Source organism: Bradyrhizobium sp. WSM4874 (genome assembly GCF_055811835.1).
On record NZ_JBVVPR010000007.1, the window covers coordinates 134,589 to 152,288 of the forward strand.

The window sequence follows — 17,700 nt, forward strand, 5'->3', positions numbered from 1 at the left end:
GATCACGTGCGCGGAGTGGGCGAAGCACACGGCCACGATCAGGACCGGCAACAACATCAGGACCCAGCCGAGCGGGCTGCGTTCGTCGCGGATGACCTGACTGCGCGTGACCGGGGCCGGATGGACCGGGTCTACTTCCACGCCCTCGACGCCGGCCACGTCGTGATGCGGCAGCTCGCCGGTGTGATAGAACGACCAGGCAACCTGCAGGAAGCGGAAGCACATCAGCCCGGAGCCGAGCGGGATGGTGAGATACACCAGCCACATCGGCGCTTCGAGATCGTTGGATTGCTGGCCGGTCTGCCACATCTGGCCGACGAACGCGGCCCCGAAATAGCAAACGATCGCGGTGAAAAGGGCGCCGCACATCAGGCCGAACGTGATGACACGGCGGCGCGATCCGCCCGGAAGGACGTTGACCAGGACGTCGACGCCGACATGGATGCCGGTGCGCACCCCGTAGGCCGCTCCGAACTTCGCCATCCAGATGAACATGTAGATGCAGAGTTCCTGCGCCCAGGACAGGTCGAGAGCGGCAAGCCAGACGAACGCGGCTCGCGCGGGGACGGACAGGAAGGCCAGGTTGCGCGCCTCTGCCCATTTGGCGATGTCGATCGACAGCCCGGCGCCATATCGGTGCAGCACGGCAACGAAGATGAGCGATGTCGCGGCCGCGATCATCGTCGCGATCAGCCATTCCTCGATATGATTGAGCACACGATTCAATGCACGCAGCAATTTGGTCCCCTCAGCTTGGCCCATCATTCAAGAGCAACGGCCGGGAGTGCGATCACTCCCGACCGTTCATGGTTGTTCTCAAAGCGCGCCGGCGTCAGTTCATCTTGACGTCGAGTTCCTTGGCGACGAGATCGAGCACTTCCTGCCCGACCCGCCCCTTTGCCCATTTGTAGGTCGGCTGCATTGCTTCCTGCCACGCCTTGCGATCGGCGTCAGTCAGATAATGCAGCGTGGTCTTGCCCGTCTTCTTGATCTCGGCCAGCGCATCCTCGTTTTCCTGATGCGCGATCTGGTTGGTATAGTCGGTCGCCTCGTTCATCGCCTTCTCGAGCTGGGCGCGGATATCGGGCGGCAGGCCGGACCAGAATTTCGAATTGACGATGACGGCATATTGCAGGTGCGCGTGATAGGACACGGTGATGTCCTTCTGCACCTCGTAGAACTTCTGCGTCAGGTAGTTGGACGCGGTGTTCTCGCAGCCGTCGACCACGCCCGTCTGCAAGGCCTGGTAGACTTCGGAAAACGCCATGATCTGGGGGATCGAGCCCATGATCCGGAGATATTGGTCGGCGACCTTCGATCCGGAGATGCGGAATTTGAGCCCCTGGAAATCGGTCGGCTTCATGAGGGCACGGTTGGCGGAGAGCATGTGGAAGCCGTTGTCCCAATAAGCGAGCCCGGTGATGCCCTTGGTCTCGAGCTTCTCGAACAGCCACCTGCCAATCTTGCCCTTCATCGCGTTGGAATAGGTCTGGTCGTCCTTGAACAACCAGGGCAGGTCGAGCGCCTCGAATTCCTTGATCCCGAGCGGTGCGAACTTCGCGGTCGAGGGCGCGAGCATGTGCACCGAGCCGAGCTGCAGCGCCTCGATCTCCTCCTTGTCCTTGTACAGCGTGGAGTTCGGGTAGATTTCGACCTTGACCTTGCCGTCGGTGTACTTCTCCGCAAGTTCCTTGAACTTCAGGGCGCCCTTGCCCTTAGGAGTGTCGTTAGCGACGACGTGGCTGAATTTGATGACGATGGGGCTCTGGGCCTGGGCCAAGACGGGTGACAAGACAGGAGACAAGGCAGGCGCCACGAGAAGTGCTGCGGCGGCGACCGCAAGAAGCAGTTTGCGCATGAAGGTACCTCCCAACAACCTCTAAAACCGGGTGTTTTTTGTTTTCCGGTTTCAGTAGTGGCAGCAATCCGCCACCCGAACAACTAGACCTAAGCCCAATTTGCCGCAGCCAAGCTATCTTGCGCAACCCGGCACCTGCTGCCGTTCCCGGAAGCGAGCGCTTATGTCGCATTGCGGCAGTGCGATCAGCCGTTGCGCTGCGCGACCATGAACAGACGCCGGAACGGAAACAGCGTCTGTCCCGCGGCGTTCTTCGGATAGGCTTTCGCGACCCGCATCCCATAGGCGGCTTCGAACGCGGCCTTCTCGTCGCCCTGCAAGATGTCGAGATAACGCGTCAGCCAGGTCCCCTTGGTCCACTCCTTCACGGGATTCTCGCCTTCCAGCACTTGCAGATATTCGGTCTCCCAGATGTCGATATTGGCCGACATCGGAGCAAGAAGACCGTGATAGTAGGCCGGCCCTTCGACCGGCGGCGGCGTGACGAGATGCTCGACCTTGGATCGCCAGGGACCGTCCAGCGCGGTCTCGCCGATCAGCACATGCGAGGGCGCCAGAAAGTTGCGCGGCATCTGCACAGCGAGCATTCCGCCGGGCGTTACCTTCTCCATGATCGATGGAAACAGTGCCGCATGATTGGGCAGCCAGTGCAGCGCGGCATTGGAATAGACCACGTCATATTGTTTCGTCGGGCGCCAGTGGCCGAGGTCCTCGTGGGACCATTCCACGTCCGGCGCCGCCTTGCGGCCGGCGGCAACCATCTCGGCCGAGCCCTCGACACCGGTCACCGTCGCGTCCGGCCAACGCTCCTTGATCAGCTTGGTGACGTTGCCGGCGCCGGCGCCGAGATCGGCGACCGCACGCGGGGCGAAATCCGGAATCCGCATCAACAGATCGATGGCGGGCCGAAGCCGGTGACCGGAGAACTTTAGATATTGCTGCGGGTCCCAGACCATCGCCGACGCCTTTTCTTTTTCGTGTTTCCTTCACCGTTGCTCTTGGTTACCACTGCTCGTCCCGCTCAGGCAATTCGCGAGCCGGCCGGACGGGGCAGGAAACGGACAGCAAGAAGCAAAAAGCAAACAAGAGAGCGTGTGACCATGGACCTCGGGCTCAAATCGAAAACCGCCGTCGTCACCGGGGCGAGCGTCGGCATTGGCCGCGCTGTCGCCAAAGGCTTGGCCGCCGAAGGCGTGCGCGTCGTCGGCGTGGCACGGCGCACCGACCTGCTCGCCGAGCTGGTGACGGAAGTCGGCTCCGGCCTGATCACACCGTTGGAGCAGGACGTAATGGCCAAGGACGCGGCGGAGAAGATTTCGACTTTCGCGCTCAAAGAGCTCGGCCACGTCGACATTCTCATCAACAATGCCGGCGGCAGTCGGCCGCTGCCGGTCGATGCGCCCGACAGCCAATGGGACGAGGCGATCGCGCTGAATTTCACCAGCTACCGCCGCATCGCGCATGCGCTGCTGCCGCAGATGATCGAACGCAAATGGGGCCGCATCGTCAACATCACCGGCAAGTCCGAACCCGAAGGCCTCAACGCTGCCTTTGCCGCCAAAGCCGCCGTGCACGCCTGGGCCAAGGGCCTGTCCCGCGAGATCGGCCAGCACGGCATCACCATCAACTGCATCCCGCCCGGCCGCATCATGAGCGAACAGATCCGCCGCAACTACGCGCCTGATTATCGCGAGCGGTTCGCGGAAGAAGAGATTCCCGTCGGCTATTGGGGCGAGCCGGAAGACCTCGCCGCGCTCGCGGTGTTTCTGGCGTCACCCGTGGCGCGGTACATCACGGGCACGGTGATCCCGGTGGACGGGGGACTGAGGAGGTATCAGTTTTAGGGGCGTGCGCTCAGCCTCTCGCCCTTTCTAACTGACAAGCGATCGGAGGGATGAAAGTGCACGGGTACGCATCCCGCCCTCCCTTTCAAGGAACCATGGGCCTGATCCTTACGTTGCTCCAGCGTCACTGGAGGAAAATTCATGTCCAAGAAATCACTCGCCGAAATCGCGAATGAAATGGCCGGCATCGACATTGCCATTCTTTCGACCCACACCGAGAATGGCGAGATCGCCAACCGTCCCATGAGCAACAATGGGGACGTCGCCTATGACGGCACGTCGTACTACTTCAGCTATGAAAAGGCTCGGGCCGTATCGGATATTCAACGCAATCCGAAAGTGGCGCTCGGATATTCATCAGAAGCGGGCCTTCTTTCGCAGGGGATCTACGTTGCCGTTGAAGGCACTGCCGAACTGATCCGGGATAAGAAGACTTTCCAACAGCATTGGACGAGTGATCTCGACAAGTGGTTCGATGAGGGCGTCGATACGCCAGGCATCGTGCTGATCAAGGTGAAAGCCAACCGCGTAACCTATTGGAAGGGGCGTGAAGAGGGAGAGGTCGAGCTCGGCTAGGTGATCGTGCGGCGATTTTTGCAGTGGTTCTTCCGCAACCGCGAAACCGGTGCCATCACGATCGCTCAGTGGCCCAACCTTGTACTGTGGATCGTGATCGTTGCCGGCGTTCTGCTTTGGATCTGGCCTTCCGCGGGCAAAATCAGCGTCGGTTTGACAATCCTGGTAAAGGGCGGGCTCATCATCTGGGCCGCCGACGAGATTGTCCGCGGCGTGAACCCCTGGCGGCGCTGTCTCGGTACTACCGTGATCGCCTATGAGTTCTTGACTCTTCTGCTGTGAAGCCGTGCCAGTTTCTTGAGGCGGCGGAATAGCCGGCTCACAAACGTAGGAGCGGACTTCGCCGAGCCATGCGCGGCCTGCGCATGGCTGTTACCGACATTGAGCGAGCCGCCGAGGCCGAGGCTGCTGCAGATATCGCCGCTGTTATTCGATCACGTCGTCCGCGCGCACCAGCAACGACGGAGGTATCTCCACGCCGAACGCCTTTGCGGTCTTGTGGTTGATGACGGTCTTGAACTGCGTCGGCTGCTCGATGGGAATCTCCGCGGGGCTGGCACCCTTCAATATCTTGTCGACGAAAACAGCGGCGTGGCGGAACATTGCGGTGAAATCGACACCGTAACCCATCAGGGCCGCCCCCCGGGAGGCGACGATGGGTGCGGCAACCGATGGCACGCGGCACTTGTCCACAATCGCGGCCACCATGGACGTGTTGGTGACAAACGCGTTTGCGTCCGTGATCACGAGGCCGTCCATAGAATTAGAACCGACGAGTGACAGCGCGCTTTCGAGATCGCCGGGGACGTCGACCTCGATAGGTAGTAGCTCCATCTTCAATGCCTGCGCTGCGTTCCTCATGGTGCTCATGATAGCGTTGTTCAGTGGATTTCCTCGCTGCATGAGCACCCCTACGCGTCTGGTCGAGGGAGCCAAGCCTGCGAGGATCTCCAAGCGCTTTGCAGCTAGTTCTGTCAGGAAAAAGGTCTGTCCCGTGGTGTTGCCGCCAGGATGAGCCATGCTGGCTGCAAGCCCTATGGTCACCAGATCGGGGCCCACGATCATCACGGTCAGAATTCTTGTCGTTGCGTTGTGAGCGGCAAGAATCCCGGGAAATGTGGCTGTGACGAGAACGTCAACATCAAGAGCGACGAGTTCATTCGCAAGCGCCGGCAGCCTGCCGTCGTCGCCACCGGCGTCGCGATATTCGACATGAACGTTCATGCCGTTAACCCAACCGAGATCGCTGAGCCCCTTGATGAATGCGTCGACTTCCAGATTCCGCGGTGGAGGGAGGAGAAGGCCAATTCGGGGCACTCGCTTTGCTTGCTGTGCTCGCGCTGCCAGAGGCAACGCAGACGCCACAGCAACCAAAGTCAGGAATTCTCGTCGTTTCATTACCAATCCAATCTCATACACCCCGGCTGAGAACAGCCATTGTTCTACGTTGGTCCAAGCGAACTGAGACCGGGTCGGGTCAGAGGCGGCAGTCTGCACCGGAGGCGATGACTTCTGCTCGAGCCAGACTCCGGACCTGCCGATGCCCTACGCCAACCGACGATAAGGGCCAACGAGCGACGTCATCCCCCGCAGCAGCGGCTCGGATCATGGCGAGAGCGACGCCACGTAGGCAGCCAGCGCGATCATGTCGTTTTGCGACAGCTTTTCGACAGTCTGTTGCATCAGGGAGCTTGCGCTTGCCACGCGCCCCCCGCTTTGGAATTCATGGAGCTGGCGCACGATGTAGGTCGGCGAGCGCCCGGCAATTGGCGGAATATCACCGACGCCTTTCAACTCCGGACCGTGGCAGCTACCGCAGGCAACGGTTATTCCCGATCCACCCGTCTTGGCGAGTGTTTCTCCCCTCGCCAGGCTTCCAACCGGCACATAGGCTGTGAAGCTCGCCCGGGAGTCTCGAAGCTCGAACTGATCCACATCGTCCGGTACCTCGACGATGCGCGGGCCGAGGATTTCGGAGCCGCCCTCCGGGCTTTTGACGTAGAACAAGCGGGATGGCCCTGTCTTTGGAATGCTTTCGCTTTCGACGACCTTGATGATCTGCTTGGGCTTCTGCGCAGAGAAATACGCTGCCGCAGCGCGCGCCTCAGCGTCGGTCATGGCTTTGACTGACGCCATCATCAATTGTGTGGCAGGCCTCTCCGGTCCCGACATCTTTCGCGCGCCGCTTTTGAAATCAGCTAGCTGCTGAACGAGATAGCTCTCCGGCAAGCCCGCGAGACTCGCATTTTCAGGACCGCCGGTGCCCTCGACGCGATGGCAGGATCCGCAAGCGCGGACATCCGGCTTTCGTCCGTTGGCAACGATCTCCGGCATGGCTGGATGGTCATCCGGATGCCAATCGGGCGCAAAGAAAAGGTCGCGCGCCTGCTTCCAACTGAATGCGGCACTACTGCCGGCGAGTTGATTGGGCTTGTCGTCAGCCGGGGGCACCTTGACGGTCGGGTCCCACAAGAACGCCCAAGCCGGAAGCCCATTCTGCGCCAAGGCGGCAGTCGCTGTGAGGATCACGGTTGCCCACAAAATCGGCACAGACATCTTCATGGCAATAAACCTCTGCAAATGCATCGAGTAAATTCAGCGATAAAAGAAAAAAAGAATTTAGCACTTCGAGAGCGGAATGCCGGAGCTGCACGCCTAGATCTGCTTCACCACAGGAAGCGCACATCGCTCCTTCATGGGAAGCACCCGATGGTCTTTTGCCGATCGGTGCAATCCTGGCATCCTGCCAGTGTTTTGCCCGACGCGTCAACGTCAGGGCCGCCGCGTATGTCATCGCTGCGCGTTTCGGAAATCCCTTATTAATCAAGGGGCCTTCTACTGTGCATGGGGTTGTTTTCGCGTTTTTTGTTTTGAGCCCTAAAAAAAAATGCACATGACCACTCACCCCGCCTGCAATATCTCCGCGATCGCCGCCCCCGCCGCGATCGTGCCGAGCTTGCCGCCGACGTCGCGCGTCGCCCTGCCCTCGCCGATCGCTTTCGCCACCGCCGCCTCGATCGCACGTGCGGCTTCCTCGTACCGCACCGCGCCGCTGTTCTCGCCGTGCCATCCGAGCAGCAGGGCCGTCGACAGGATCAGGGAGACCGGATTGGCAACGTCCTGGCCTGCGATGTCGGGCGCCGAGCCGTGCGCGGCCTGCGCCATGGCGTGGCTGTGACCGACATTGAGCGAGCCGCCGAGGCCGAGGCTGCCGGAGAGCTCGGCGGTGAGATCGGACAGGATATCGCCGAACATGTTGGTGGCGACGATGACGTCGAAGCGGTCGGGGTTGCGCACCACATGCGCCATCATGGCGTCGACGAGGATGTCGTCGACGGCGAGGTTGGGATAGGCGTTCGCCGCCTCGCGGCAGATCTCGAGGAACATGCCGTCGCCGAGCTTGAGCACATTGGCCTTGTGCACGATGGTGAGATGCTTGTGCCGCTTCATCGCCAGCCGGCACGCCGCATGCGCGATGCGCTCGCAGCAAAGGCGTGTGATCCGGCGCAGCGAGATCACGACATCCGATGTGACCAGCATCTCGCCATTGCCCTGCTCCATGTTGCGGTCGGCGTAAAACCCTTCCGTGTTCTCGCGCACCACGACGAGATCGAAATCGCCGACTCGGCCGGACAGCCCCGCATAGGTGCGTGCGGGTCTGACATTGGCGTAGAGATCGAGGTTCTTGCGAAAATGCCGCGAGGGATTGATCTCGCCATGGGTCTCGTCCTTGAAGTCGAAGGTCGCGGTCGGCCCGAGGATCAGGCCGTCGGCGGCGCGGACGATGTCGAGCAGTTCGGGACGCACCGTCGTACCAAATTGTTTGAGACTCGCATGGCCGACTGCGTGCTCCTCAAGGCGCAGATTGAGCTGGAAACGCTCGGAGGCCGCGCGCAGCACGCCTGATGTCGCGGTCGTGATCTCGGGCCCGATGCCGTCACCGGGCAAAACGACGATGTGCATGGCGATCCCCTGACATTGCAGCAGTTCGCGCGATCATACGCCGGCGCGCAGGTTCATCGCCCAGCCTTCGCGCATACACTGCATGCAAGCATATGCCTGTGGAAGGCGGCCGCGCCGTAGTACATGCCAAGTCCCCTGTAGCCGGCCGCCGGAGCAACGCGCGAACGCAATGACAATCACGTTACCAGCCGGCGCGCGCGAGCCCGACCACACCATTTCCGACGGCCTTCCAGCCGCACAGCGGCGCTGGGCCATTGCCGCGATCTTCACCGCGCTGGCGATGGCCTCGCTCGACACCGCGATCGCCAACATCGCGCTGCCCGCCATTGCCGGCGACCTGCATGTCAGCCCGGAGCAATCGGTCTGGGTGGTCAACGTCTACCAGATCGCGCTGGTGGCGACGCTGCTGCCGTTGGGAGCGCTCGGCGAGATCGTCGGGCACCAGCGCATCTATCTCGGTGGCCTGATCCTGTTCACCATAGCCTCGCTGTTCTGCGCGGTGGCCTGGTCGCTGGACAGCCTGCTGGTTGCGCGCACGCTGCAAGGGCTGGGTGCGAGCGGCATCATGAGCGTCAACACGGCGCTGGTGCGTTTCGTCTATCCCGGCCGGATGCTCGGCCGCGGCTTCGGCCACAATGCGCTGGTGGTCGCGACCGCCTTCACCTTCGGTCCCTCGATCGCATCCGCCATCCTCGCGGTCGGCCCGTGGCCATGGCTGTTCGCCGTCAACATCCCGTTCGGCCTCGTCGCGATCGGCATCGGATTTGCGATGCTGCCGAAGACGCCGCGCGCCGATCACGGCTTTGACTTTCTCGGCGCGGCCCTCGCATCGGCCTGTCTCGGCTTGTTCATCACGGGCATCGGGAGCGCCGCGCACAATCTCTCACCGATGGTCGTCGGCGTCGAGCTGGTCACGGCCCTGATGCTTGGTTTCATCCTGACGCGCCGCCATGCCGACCATCCGGCTCCGATGCTGCCGATCGACCTGTTCAGTCGGCCGATGTTCGCGCTGTCGGCGGCGACCGCGGTGTGCTCGTTCGCGGTGCAGGGCCTCGCCTTCGTCTCGCTGCCGTTCTATTTCGAGGACGTGCTGGGGCGTTCGCAGGTCGAGACCGGCTTCTTCATGACGCCCTGGCCGCTGGTGGTCGGCATCATGGCGCCGATCGCGGGGCGCCTCTCCGACCGGCACGCGGTCGGATTGCTCGGCGGCATCGGGCTCGTGCTGCTCGGCCTCGGCATGGCGCTGCTCGCGATGCTGCCGGCCAGTCCTGCGATCCCCGACATCATCTGGCGGATGGTGATCTGCGGTATGGGGTTCGGCTTCTTCCAGGCGCCGAACATGAAGGCGGTGATGTCGAGCGCGCCGCCGCATCGCAGCGGCAGCGCCTCGGGCATCGTCGCCACCGCGCGCCTGACGGGGCAAACGACAGGGGCGGCGCTCGCCGCAGCCTGCTTCTCACTGGCCGGTCACGACGGCGCGGTCGTGGCCTTGGCATTGGGCGCGGGCTTTGCCGCGCTCGGCAGTGTGATGAGTTTTTTGCGGCTGGCGGTGAAGTAGACCGTCAGGCCAGATGTCGGGCCGCCGGCACCTCGACAGCCGCGACCGGAATGACGGTCTCCTCGTCGAGTGCAGCGAGGCGCTCATCGATGGCAGCGATGACCTTGCGCGAGAACGGCCCGAGATGGGCATAGGCCGCGATCATCTGCACGGCAATCCGCGCCGATGTGGTGTCGCGCTTGGCGCAGTTCATGAAGGTCTGCCACAGCGGACCGCGCGCCTCGGGAAGGGCTGTGACCACCTTGTGCACCGTTTCCATCGCGCCGATCCGGGCACGGATATCGCCTTCCGCGAGCTCCTGGCGCTGGCGAGAGCGGTCGAGCAGCGTCATCAGACGGTCGATGCGCCTTGCATAGGCCTCCGGGCTGTAGATGTGCTCCAGCACGCGCTTGTAGTCCGTCAGGATGTCGCGCAACGGGCGCACCGGATCGAAGTTGATCCCGGCGGTGCACTGATCCGCGCCGATGGTCGGCGCCAAATCGTGGCCCGGATGCAGCCGGCCTTCGCGCTCGAGGCGGCGCGTCAGCTGCGTGTTCGGCAAGGCATAGAGCAGGCCGACCATGCTGACCGGGATCGCCGCCTCTTCGATGAAGTCGATCATGGCATCCGCCATCGAGAGCTTCTCATTGTCGAAGCCGACGATGAAACCCGCGGTGACGAGCATGCCCGCGGCGTAGATCTTGTGGATGCTCTCGGCGATGTTGCGCCGCGTGTTCTGCTTCTTCCGCATCGCGACCAGCGTCGCCGGATCCGGACTTTCGATACCGACGAAGATGGCGAAGAAATTCGCCTGGCCCATCAGGTCCAATAGCTCGGGATCGTCGGCCAGATTGACCGAGGCTTCCGTCGACAATTCGAAGGGATAGCCGTGAGCACGCTGCCATTCGGCGAGCTGCGGCAGGAACAGCCGCAGCGACTTCTTGTTGCCGATGAAGTTGTCGTCGACGAAGTCGAGATGGCCGCGGTAGCCCATGGCGTAGAGCCTGTCGAGCTCGACCAGCATTTGCTCATTCGTCTTGGTTCGCGGCACCCGGCCATAGAGCTCGATGATGTCGCAGAATTCGCAGGTGAACGGGCAGCCGCGGGAATACTGCACGCCGAGATAAAGGTAGTCCTCGAACTTCAGCAGGTCGAAACGCGGCACCGGCGTCTTGGTGACGTCGGCCTGGAATTTCGGCGCGATGAAGACGCCGGATCGTGCGCCACTGTCCCAGGCCGCGACGAATTCGTGGAGAACGCTTTCGGCCTCGCCGAGCACTTGGAAGTCGGCCCTCTCATAGATGTGGGGGCTCGAGGTGGGATCGGGACCGCCGACGACCACCGGCTTGCCCGCGGCACGGCAAATTTCGATCAGGCGCAGCGTGTCGGCCTGCTGCGGCATCATTCCGCCGGTGAAGACGACGTCGGCCCAGGAAAGATCCTCCTCGCTGAAGGATTCCGTGTTGCAATCGATCAGCCGGACCGTCCAGCTCTCGGGCAACATCGCGGCAACCGTGATCAGTCCCAAAGGGGCCGCGGGCCGCTTCACGCCCAACACTTTGCAGGATTCGCCAAAGCTCCAGAAGGACTCTGCCGAGAACAGCGGATAGAGCATCAGGACTTTGCAAGGCTGCGGTACGTTCATGGAACCTCTTTTTGGCTGATTCCACTGTAGCAGAGCATCGTCGACTTGCACCCCGGCAAAAGGGACAAACTGTCGCTCTCGGTTCCAGGGGCGCGACGGCGCGGGAGCCGGTAGACGTCGCCCCAAGCCGTGCCGCGAGCCGCCCGGGAGGGAATCTCCGGCGGTTACCCCTCGGACTATTGATTTGAACCTTTCCAATTTGCCGGACACATTGCGCCCCTGCGTCCAATCGGTGGATTGGGCCAATCAGGGGACTGCGATGGCAAACCTAACAATCAACGGAAAAACCTTCACGCTCGACGTCGAGCCGGACACGCCGCTGCTGTGGGCAATCCGCGAGAATGCCGGCCTGACCGGCACGAAATACGGCTGCGGCATTGCACAATGCGGCGCCTGCACCGTTCACATCGACGGCATCGCCACCCGCTCCTGCGGCGTTTCGGTCAGCGAGGCCGTAGGCAAGAAGATCACGACCATCGAAGGGCTCGCCTCCGGCAACGCACTGCACAAGGTGCAGGAAGCCTGGATTGCCCAGGATGTTCCGCAATGCGGCTATTGCCAGAGCGGCATGATCATGGCGGTGGCAGCGCTGCTGAGCGAGAAGCCGAAGCCGACCGACGCCGACATCGACGAGGCCATCACCAATATCTGCCGCTGCGGCACCTTCCAGCAGGTGCGCGAAGCGATCCACACGATCGCAAGCGCGTAAGGAGCCGCCACATGAACAAGCATGCCTCTCCCAGGATGAACCGCCGTGCCTTCGTCATCGGCACTGCCGCGGTCGGCGCAGGTCTCGCAATCGGCCTCGATATCCCCTTCGGCGGCCCCGCCGTGGTCCGCGCCGCCGACGGCTCCCCCGAGATCGGCGCCTGGGTCGTGGTCAGGCCCGACGGCACCGTCGTCATCCGCATCGCCCGCTCCGAAATGGGCCAGGGCTCGCTCACCGGCCTCGCCCAGCTCGTCGCCGAGGAACTCGAATGCGACTGGTTGAAGGTCTCGACCGAATATCCGACACCGGGCCAGAGCGTCGCCCGCAAGCGCGTCTGGGGCGATTTCTCGACCGGCGGCAGCCGCGGCATCCGCTCTTCGCAAGACTACGTCCGCAAGGGCGGTGCCACCGCACGCGTGATGCTGATCCAGGCCGCCGCCGAGGCGTGGAAAGTGCCGGCGTCCGAATGCACCGCCGCCAACAGCGTCATCACCCACACGCCGTCTGGCAAGACCACGACCTACGGCAAGGTCGCCGAGGCCGCGGCCAAGCTTGCGCCGCCGGCCGACGTCAAGCTGAAGGATCCCAAGGACTGGAAGCTGATTGGCAAGGGCGTGAAGCGGCTGGACACCGCCGAGAAGACCACCGGCACCATGATCTACGGCATCGACATCAAGCTGCCGGGCATGCTGAACGCCGCGATCAAGGATTGCCCGGTGTTCGGCGGCAAGCTGAAGAGCTTTGACGAAGCCAAGATCACCGGCATGAAGGGCGTCAAGAAGGTCGTCAAGGTCGGCGACACCGCGGTCGCGGTGGTTGCCGACACCTGGTGGCAGGCCAAGACCGCGCTGGAGGCGCTGCCGATCGTCTGGGACGAGGGCGACAACGCCAAGGTCTCCAGCGAGTCGATCGCGAAATGGCTGACCGAGGGTCTCGACAACGCGCAGCCGGCCTATGTCGGCAACAAGAACGGCGACGCGAAGGCGGCGATTGCCGGTGCCGCCAAGAAGATCGAGGCGGTCTACAGCTACCCCTACCAGAACCACGCCACCATGGAGCCGATGAACGCCACGGCGGTCTACACAGCGGACAAATGCGAGGTCTGGTGCGGCACGCAGAATGGCGAGGCGGCCTTCGCGGCCACCTTGGAAGCGTCGGGCCTGCCGGCGGAGAAGTGCGACGTGCACAAGGTGATGCCGGGTGGTGGCTTCGGCCGGCGCGGCCAGACCGACTATGTCCGTCAGGCCGTCTTGATCGCCAAGCAGATGCCGGGCACGCCGATCAAGCTTTTATGGTCGCGCGAAGAGGACATGGCGCACGGCCGATATCACCCGATCACCCAGTGCAAGATGACCGGCGCGTTCGATGCCGACAACAATCTGGTCGCGCTGCACTATCGCCTGTCCGGGCAATCGATCCTGTTCTCGCTTCGCCCTGAAGCGCTGCAGAACGGCATGGATCCGGCCGCATTCCAGGGCGTCGCCCAATCCGGCGAAGCTGCGTTCGGCTACTCCGTGCCAAACCTCCTGGTCGAGCATGCGATGCGCAACCCGCATGTTCCGCCGGGCTTCTGGCGCGGCGTCAACGTCAATCACAACGCGATCTACATGGAATGCTTCATGGACGAGCTGGCCCAGGCCGCAGGCCAGGACCCGCTCGAATTCCGCCGCAAGCTGATGGGCAATCACCCCAAGCATCTGGCGGTGCTCAATGCCGTGGCCGAGAAGATCGGCTGGAGCACCCCGGCGCCGAAGGGCATCTATCGCGGCATCGCGCAGGTGATGGGCTATGGCAGCTATGTCGCCGGCGCCGCCGAAATCTCGGTGACCGACGGCAACAAGATCAAGGTGCATCGTATCGTCGCCTCCACCGATCCCGGCTACGTCGTCAATCCGGCGCAGGTGGAGCGGCAGATCGCAGGCTCCTTCGTCTATGGCCTCTCCGCGCTGTTCTACGGCGGCTGCACCGTCAAGGACGGCAAGATCGAGCAGACCAACTTCGACACCTACAATTCGATGCGCATCAACGAGATGCCGAAGGTCGAATCGGTGATGGTGCCGAGCGGCGGGTTCTGGGGCGGTGTCGGCGAGCCGACCATCGGCGTCGCGGCGCCGGCGGTGCTCAATGCGTACTTCGCGGCGACGGGCAAGCGCATCCGTTCGGTGCCGTTGCGCGACCAGAACATCACCTTCGCCTGAGAAACGCCGCGGCGGCCGGAACGGCCGTCGCGGCACACTTTCCGGACAAGACTCATGAATGCGCCGGTGACACGGCGGGATGCCCTCCTTGGCATCGCCGCCGCGGCCACATCATTCGCCGTCCCTTCGATCCTGCGCGCGCAATCGGCGGGCCGCGTCGTCGTGGTCGGCGGCGGCTTTGGCGGCGCGGCGTGCGCCCGCGCGCTGAAGCGCGCGCAGGTAAACTTGCAAGTCATCCTGATCGAACCCAATGCGGTCTTCACCTCCTGCCCCTTCAGCAACGAGGTGATTGCCGGCCTGCGCGATATCGAAGGCCAGCAATTTGGCTATGACAGGCTCGGTGCCGAGGGCGTCACGGTGATCAGCCAGGCCGTAGCCACAATCGAGCCGCAGCTGCGCAGCGTCGTGACGGCCGATGGCGTTGCGCTGCCATATGACCGTCTCGTCCTCTCTCCCGGCATCGACTTCCATTTCGAGGCTCTGCCTGGCTACGACGACACGGCATCAGAAAAAATGCCGCACGCCTGGAAGGCCGGCGCGCAGACGCTGCTGCTGCGTCGGCAGCTCGAGGCCATGCCGGACGGCGGCACCGTCGCGATTGCGATCCCCGCCAATCCCTCGCGCTGTCCGCCGGCGCCTTACGAGCGCGCAAGCCTGATCGCCCATTACCTGAAAACGAAGAAGCCGCGCTCAAAGGTCTTGATCCTCGACGCCAAGGACAATTTCTCCCAGCAGCGACTGTTCGAGAGAGCGTGGAAGGAGCTTTACGGGGACATGATCGAACGCATCGGGCTGTCGCAAGGCGGCCGCGTGACCTCGGTCGAGCCTGCGACCAGGACCATCGTCACCGAATTCGGCAACTACACGCCTGATGTCGCCAACGTCATTCCGCCTCAACGCGCTGCACATATTGCCCAGATCGCGGGCGCTGCGGATGCGACCGGCTGGTGCCCGATCGATCCTGTGACCTTCGAATCGAAGCTTGTCCCGAACATCCACGTCATTGGCGATGCCTGCCTCGGCGGGGGCATTCCCAAATCGGCATCCGCGGCAAGCGCACAGGGCAAGGCCTGCGCTGCCACGATCGTGAACCTCCTCGCCGGCCGCGCATCAGAAACGCCGCGACTGACGGGCGTCTGCTACAACATCGTCGCACCCGGCTACGGCTTTTCACTCGCGGGCAATTACCAGCCCAGGGGCGACATCTTCGCCGAGGTCGAGGGCGGCGCGACCAGCCCGGTCGAGGCGCCGCGCGAATTGCGCGCCCGCGAGGCGACTGAAGCCGAGCGCTGGTTTCAAACCATCACGGCGGACAGCTTTGGCTAGAGCATCGGTCCATATCGCAGCGCTGATCGCCGCCAGTTGCGCCTTCGCCTGCCAGGCAGGAGCCGAGGAGCTCCTTCCCTACAACATCGTCGGCGACGGCATTGCGGAATCGCTCACCGGCGCGCCCGGCGATGCCGCGCGAGGGCGCGCGCTTGTGCTGGCGCGCACGACCACCTGCATCCTGTGCCATTCCGGTCCCTTCCCGGAGACCCGGTTCCAGGGCGACCTCGCGCCTGACCTCTCGGGTGCGGGGAACCGCTGGACGGTGAGCCAGTTGCGGCTTCGACTGGTCGATGCAGCGCGCTTCAACCCAGAGACCATCATGCCGTCCTACTATCGCACCGACCACCTCGTGCGGGTCGGGCGCAATTTCGCCGGCAAGCCGATCTTGTCCGCCGCCGAGATCGAAGACATCGTGGCTTTTCTTGCAACGCTTCGGGACTAGGACTGTTCATGCCAACCACGCGACGACAATTCCTGACTCTTGCCGGAAGCGTGACATTCGCCGGGACGATACCGATCGTCACGCTGCGGCCGCTCGAGGCGACCCCGGCGATGCTCACCGCCGCTATCCGCAACGTCGTCGGCGAAGCACCTGTCCGCACCGGCAAGGTGAAGCTCGACATTCCGCCGCTGGTCGAGAACGGCAACACGGTGCCGCTGACCGTGAGCGTCGCGAGCCCGATGACGGCGGCCGACTACGTCAAGAGCATACACGTCTTCAACGAGAAGAACCCGCAGCCGAACATCGGCAACTTCCATCTCGGCCCCTCCTCTGGCCGCGCCCAGGTCTCGACCCGGATCCGGCTCGCCGACACCCAGAAGGTGGTGGCGATCGCGCGTCTTTCCGACGACACGTTCTGGCAGGTCACGACCGAAATCGTCGTGACGCTGGCCGCCTGCACCGAGGAGATGAATTGATGGCCGCGCTCATCAACGTTCCTGCGAAAGCCAGGCGCGGCGAAATCATCGAGATCCGCACCTTGACCTCGCACATCATGGAGACCGGCTTCCGCCATACCGCGGACGGCGCGCTGGTGCCGCGCGACATCATCACGAGCTTTACGTGCCGCTACAACGGCACCGAGATTTTTCGCGCCGATCTCTTTCCGGCGATCGCGGCCAATCCCTATCTGTCGTTCTTCACGGTCGCGAAGGAGAGCGGCAAGTTCGAGTTCGAATGGATCGGCGACAACGGCTATTCGTCCAGTGCATCGGCGTCGATCACGGTCGAATGAGTTTTTGGCGCGCGATATCGGCCGCGGCGCTCCTCGCCACCGGCCCTGCCCTGCTCGCCGGCGAGATTCCGCCGGACGCCCGCCGCTCCGGCTATTCGTTCATGGGGCCCGACACGCGCGCGATGCAGGATGACGACAGCTCAAATCCCGGCATGCTGTTCGTGCTCGACGGCGAGGCGTTGTGGACGAAGAGGACCGGCAGCGCCGATAAAGCCTGTGCGGATTGCCATGGCGATGCACGCGGCAGCATGAAAGGCGTCGCGGCGCACTATCCGGCCTTCGACAAGGCGCTGGCGCGCCCCGTCACGCTCGACCAGCGCATCAATCTCTGTCGCAGCAATCATCAGCAGGCACCGGTGTTACCCTACGAGAGCCGCGACCTGCTGGCCCTGTCCGCCTTCGTCGCGCACCAATCGCGCGGCACCGCGATCACGACGGGCGACGATCCGCAACTGAAGCCATTCGTCGAACAGGGCCGCGACCTCTTCATGCAGCGCGAGGGCCAGCTCAACCTTGCCTGCACTAATTGCCACGACGACAATTTCAACAAGCGACTTGCCGGCGCGCCGATCACGCAGGGACAGCCGACCGGCTATCCGCTTTATCGGCTGGAATGGCAGACGCTGGGATCGCTGGAGCGCCGGCTACGCAGTTGCATGACGGGTGTCCGCGCCCAAGCCTATGATTTCGGCGCACCCGACCTGGTCGCGCTGGAGCTCTACCTGATGTCGCGGGCGCGCGGCCTGCCGATGGAGACGCCGGCCGTGCGGCCGTGATCCGTCAGATTAGGGCTAGGCACGCGCGGC

17 protein-coding genes and 1 pseudogene are annotated in these 17,700 nt (G+C 63.2%); 11 read left to right on the forward strand and 7 right to left on the reverse strand.

Annotation, left to right across the window (positions count from 1 at the left end; all coding sequences use genetic code 11):
* Positions 1-207: 207 nt before the first annotated feature.
* The 3 genes and pseudogenes from AC0L3P_RS09900 to AC0L3P_RS09910 form a co-directional block, all read right to left on the reverse strand.
* Positions 208-765: pseudogene (locus AC0L3P_RS09900) on the reverse strand (TRAP transporter small permease); the annotation flags it as partial.
* 67 nt (positions 766-832) lie between these two features.
* Positions 833-1,858, reverse strand: coding sequence for a DctP family TRAP transporter solute-binding subunit (locus AC0L3P_RS09905; protein ID WP_473301740.1), 1,026 nt, complete (start codon positions 1,856-1,858; stop codon positions 833-835).
* A 185-nt stretch (positions 1,859-2,043) separates the two neighbouring features.
* Complete coding sequence (locus AC0L3P_RS09910; protein WP_473301741.1) at positions 2,044-2,814, reverse strand: methyltransferase domain-containing protein; 771 nt, start codon at positions 2,812-2,814, stop codon at positions 2,044-2,046.
* 144 nt (positions 2,815-2,958) lie between these two features.
* On the opposite strand from AC0L3P_RS09910, the gene AC0L3P_RS09915 reads away from it, so the two are divergent.
* The 3 genes from AC0L3P_RS09915 to AC0L3P_RS09925 all read left to right on the forward strand — a co-directional run bounded on the left by AC0L3P_RS09915 (position 2,959) and on the right by AC0L3P_RS09925 (position 4,560).
* Entirely contained in the window at positions 2,959-3,702 is a 744-nt protein-coding gene (locus AC0L3P_RS09915) for an SDR family NAD(P)-dependent oxidoreductase (protein ID WP_473301798.1), read from the forward strand.
* A gap of 141 nt (positions 3,703-3,843) precedes the next feature.
* Entirely contained in the window at positions 3,844-4,278 is a 435-nt protein-coding gene (locus AC0L3P_RS09920) for a pyridoxamine 5'-phosphate oxidase family protein (RefSeq protein WP_473301742.1), read from the forward strand.
* 6 nt (positions 4,279-4,284) lie between these two features.
* A complete protein-coding gene (locus AC0L3P_RS09925) occupies positions 4,285-4,560 on the forward strand; it encodes a hypothetical protein (protein ID WP_473301799.1) in 276 nt (91 codons plus the stop codon).
* A gap of 144 nt (positions 4,561-4,704) precedes the next feature.
* Here AC0L3P_RS09925 and AC0L3P_RS09930 read toward each other — a convergent pair whose 3' ends face one another.
* The 3 genes from AC0L3P_RS09930 to AC0L3P_RS09940 all read right to left on the reverse strand — a co-directional run bounded on the left by AC0L3P_RS09930 (position 4,705) and on the right by AC0L3P_RS09940 (position 8,241).
* The gene (locus AC0L3P_RS09930) at positions 4,705-5,676 is read right to left on the reverse strand and encodes an ABC transporter substrate-binding protein (protein ID WP_473301743.1); all 972 of its coding nucleotides are present in this window, start codon (positions 5,674-5,676) and stop codon (positions 4,705-4,707) included.
* A gap of 207 nt (positions 5,677-5,883) precedes the next feature.
* On the reverse strand, positions 5,884-6,840 hold the full coding sequence (locus AC0L3P_RS09935; RefSeq protein WP_473301744.1) for a c-type cytochrome: 957 nt from the start codon (positions 6,838-6,840) through the stop codon (positions 5,884-5,886).
* Between the two features lie 339 nt (positions 6,841-7,179).
* Positions 7,180-8,241 (reverse strand): isocitrate/isopropylmalate dehydrogenase family protein, encoded by a 1,062-nt coding sequence (locus AC0L3P_RS09940; RefSeq protein ID WP_473301745.1) that lies wholly within the window; start codon positions 8,239-8,241, stop codon positions 7,180-7,182.
* A gap of 169 nt (positions 8,242-8,410) precedes the next feature.
* Between AC0L3P_RS09940 and AC0L3P_RS09945 the strand changes: the two genes are divergently transcribed.
* On the forward strand, positions 8,411-9,799 hold the full coding sequence (locus AC0L3P_RS09945; protein ID WP_473301746.1) for an MFS transporter: 1,389 nt from the start codon (positions 8,411-8,413) through the stop codon (positions 9,797-9,799).
* A 4-nt stretch (positions 9,800-9,803) separates the two neighbouring features.
* Here the strand turns inward: AC0L3P_RS09945 and AC0L3P_RS09950 are convergent, their stop codons facing one another.
* On the reverse strand, positions 9,804-11,423 hold the full coding sequence (locus tag AC0L3P_RS09950; RefSeq protein ID WP_275170390.1) for a B12-binding domain-containing radical SAM protein: 1,620 nt from the start codon (positions 11,421-11,423) through the stop codon (positions 9,804-9,806).
* Between the two features lie 259 nt (positions 11,424-11,682).
* Between AC0L3P_RS09950 and AC0L3P_RS09955 the strand changes: the two genes are divergently transcribed.
* Genes AC0L3P_RS09955 through soxA form a run of 7 tightly spaced genes read left to right on the forward strand, consistent with a single transcriptional unit; the run spans position 11,683 to position 17,670 of the window.
* On the forward strand, positions 11,683-12,132 hold the full coding sequence (locus tag AC0L3P_RS09955; protein WP_354056697.1) for a (2Fe-2S)-binding protein: 450 nt from the start codon (positions 11,683-11,685) through the stop codon (positions 12,130-12,132).
* Between the two features lie 11 nt (positions 12,133-12,143).
* Positions 12,144-14,330 (forward strand): xanthine dehydrogenase family protein molybdopterin-binding subunit, encoded by a 2,187-nt coding sequence (locus tag AC0L3P_RS09960; RefSeq protein WP_473301747.1) that lies wholly within the window; start codon positions 12,144-12,146, stop codon positions 14,328-14,330.
* Positions 14,331-14,384: 54 nt separating this feature from the next.
* The gene (locus AC0L3P_RS09965; protein ID WP_473301748.1) at positions 14,385-15,656 is read left to right on the forward strand and encodes an FCSD flavin-binding domain-containing protein; all 1,272 of its coding nucleotides are present in this window, start codon (positions 14,385-14,387) and stop codon (positions 15,654-15,656) included.
* The gene (gene soxX, locus AC0L3P_RS09970; RefSeq protein ID WP_473301749.1) at positions 15,649-16,101 is read left to right on the forward strand and encodes a sulfur oxidation c-type cytochrome SoxX; all 453 of its coding nucleotides are present in this window, start codon (positions 15,649-15,651) and stop codon (positions 16,099-16,101) included. Before AC0L3P_RS09965 ends, soxX begins: the two co-directional genes overlap by 8 nt.
* An 8-nt stretch (positions 16,102-16,109) precedes the next feature.
* The gene (locus tag AC0L3P_RS09975; RefSeq protein WP_473301750.1) at positions 16,110-16,577 is read left to right on the forward strand and encodes a SoxY-related AACIE arm protein; all 468 of its coding nucleotides are present in this window, start codon (positions 16,110-16,112) and stop codon (positions 16,575-16,577) included.
* Entirely contained in the window at positions 16,577-16,894 is a 318-nt protein-coding gene (gene soxZ / locus AC0L3P_RS09980) for a thiosulfate oxidation carrier complex protein SoxZ (RefSeq protein ID WP_106942743.1), read from the forward strand. The genes AC0L3P_RS09975 and soxZ overlap by 1 nt, the downstream gene beginning before the upstream one ends.
* Positions 16,891-17,670 (forward strand): sulfur oxidation c-type cytochrome SoxA, encoded by a 780-nt coding sequence (soxA, locus tag AC0L3P_RS09985; RefSeq protein WP_473301751.1) that lies wholly within the window; start codon positions 16,891-16,893, stop codon positions 17,668-17,670. Before soxZ ends, soxA begins: the two co-directional genes overlap by 4 nt.
* The last annotated feature ends 30 nt before the right edge of the window (positions 17,671-17,700 follow it).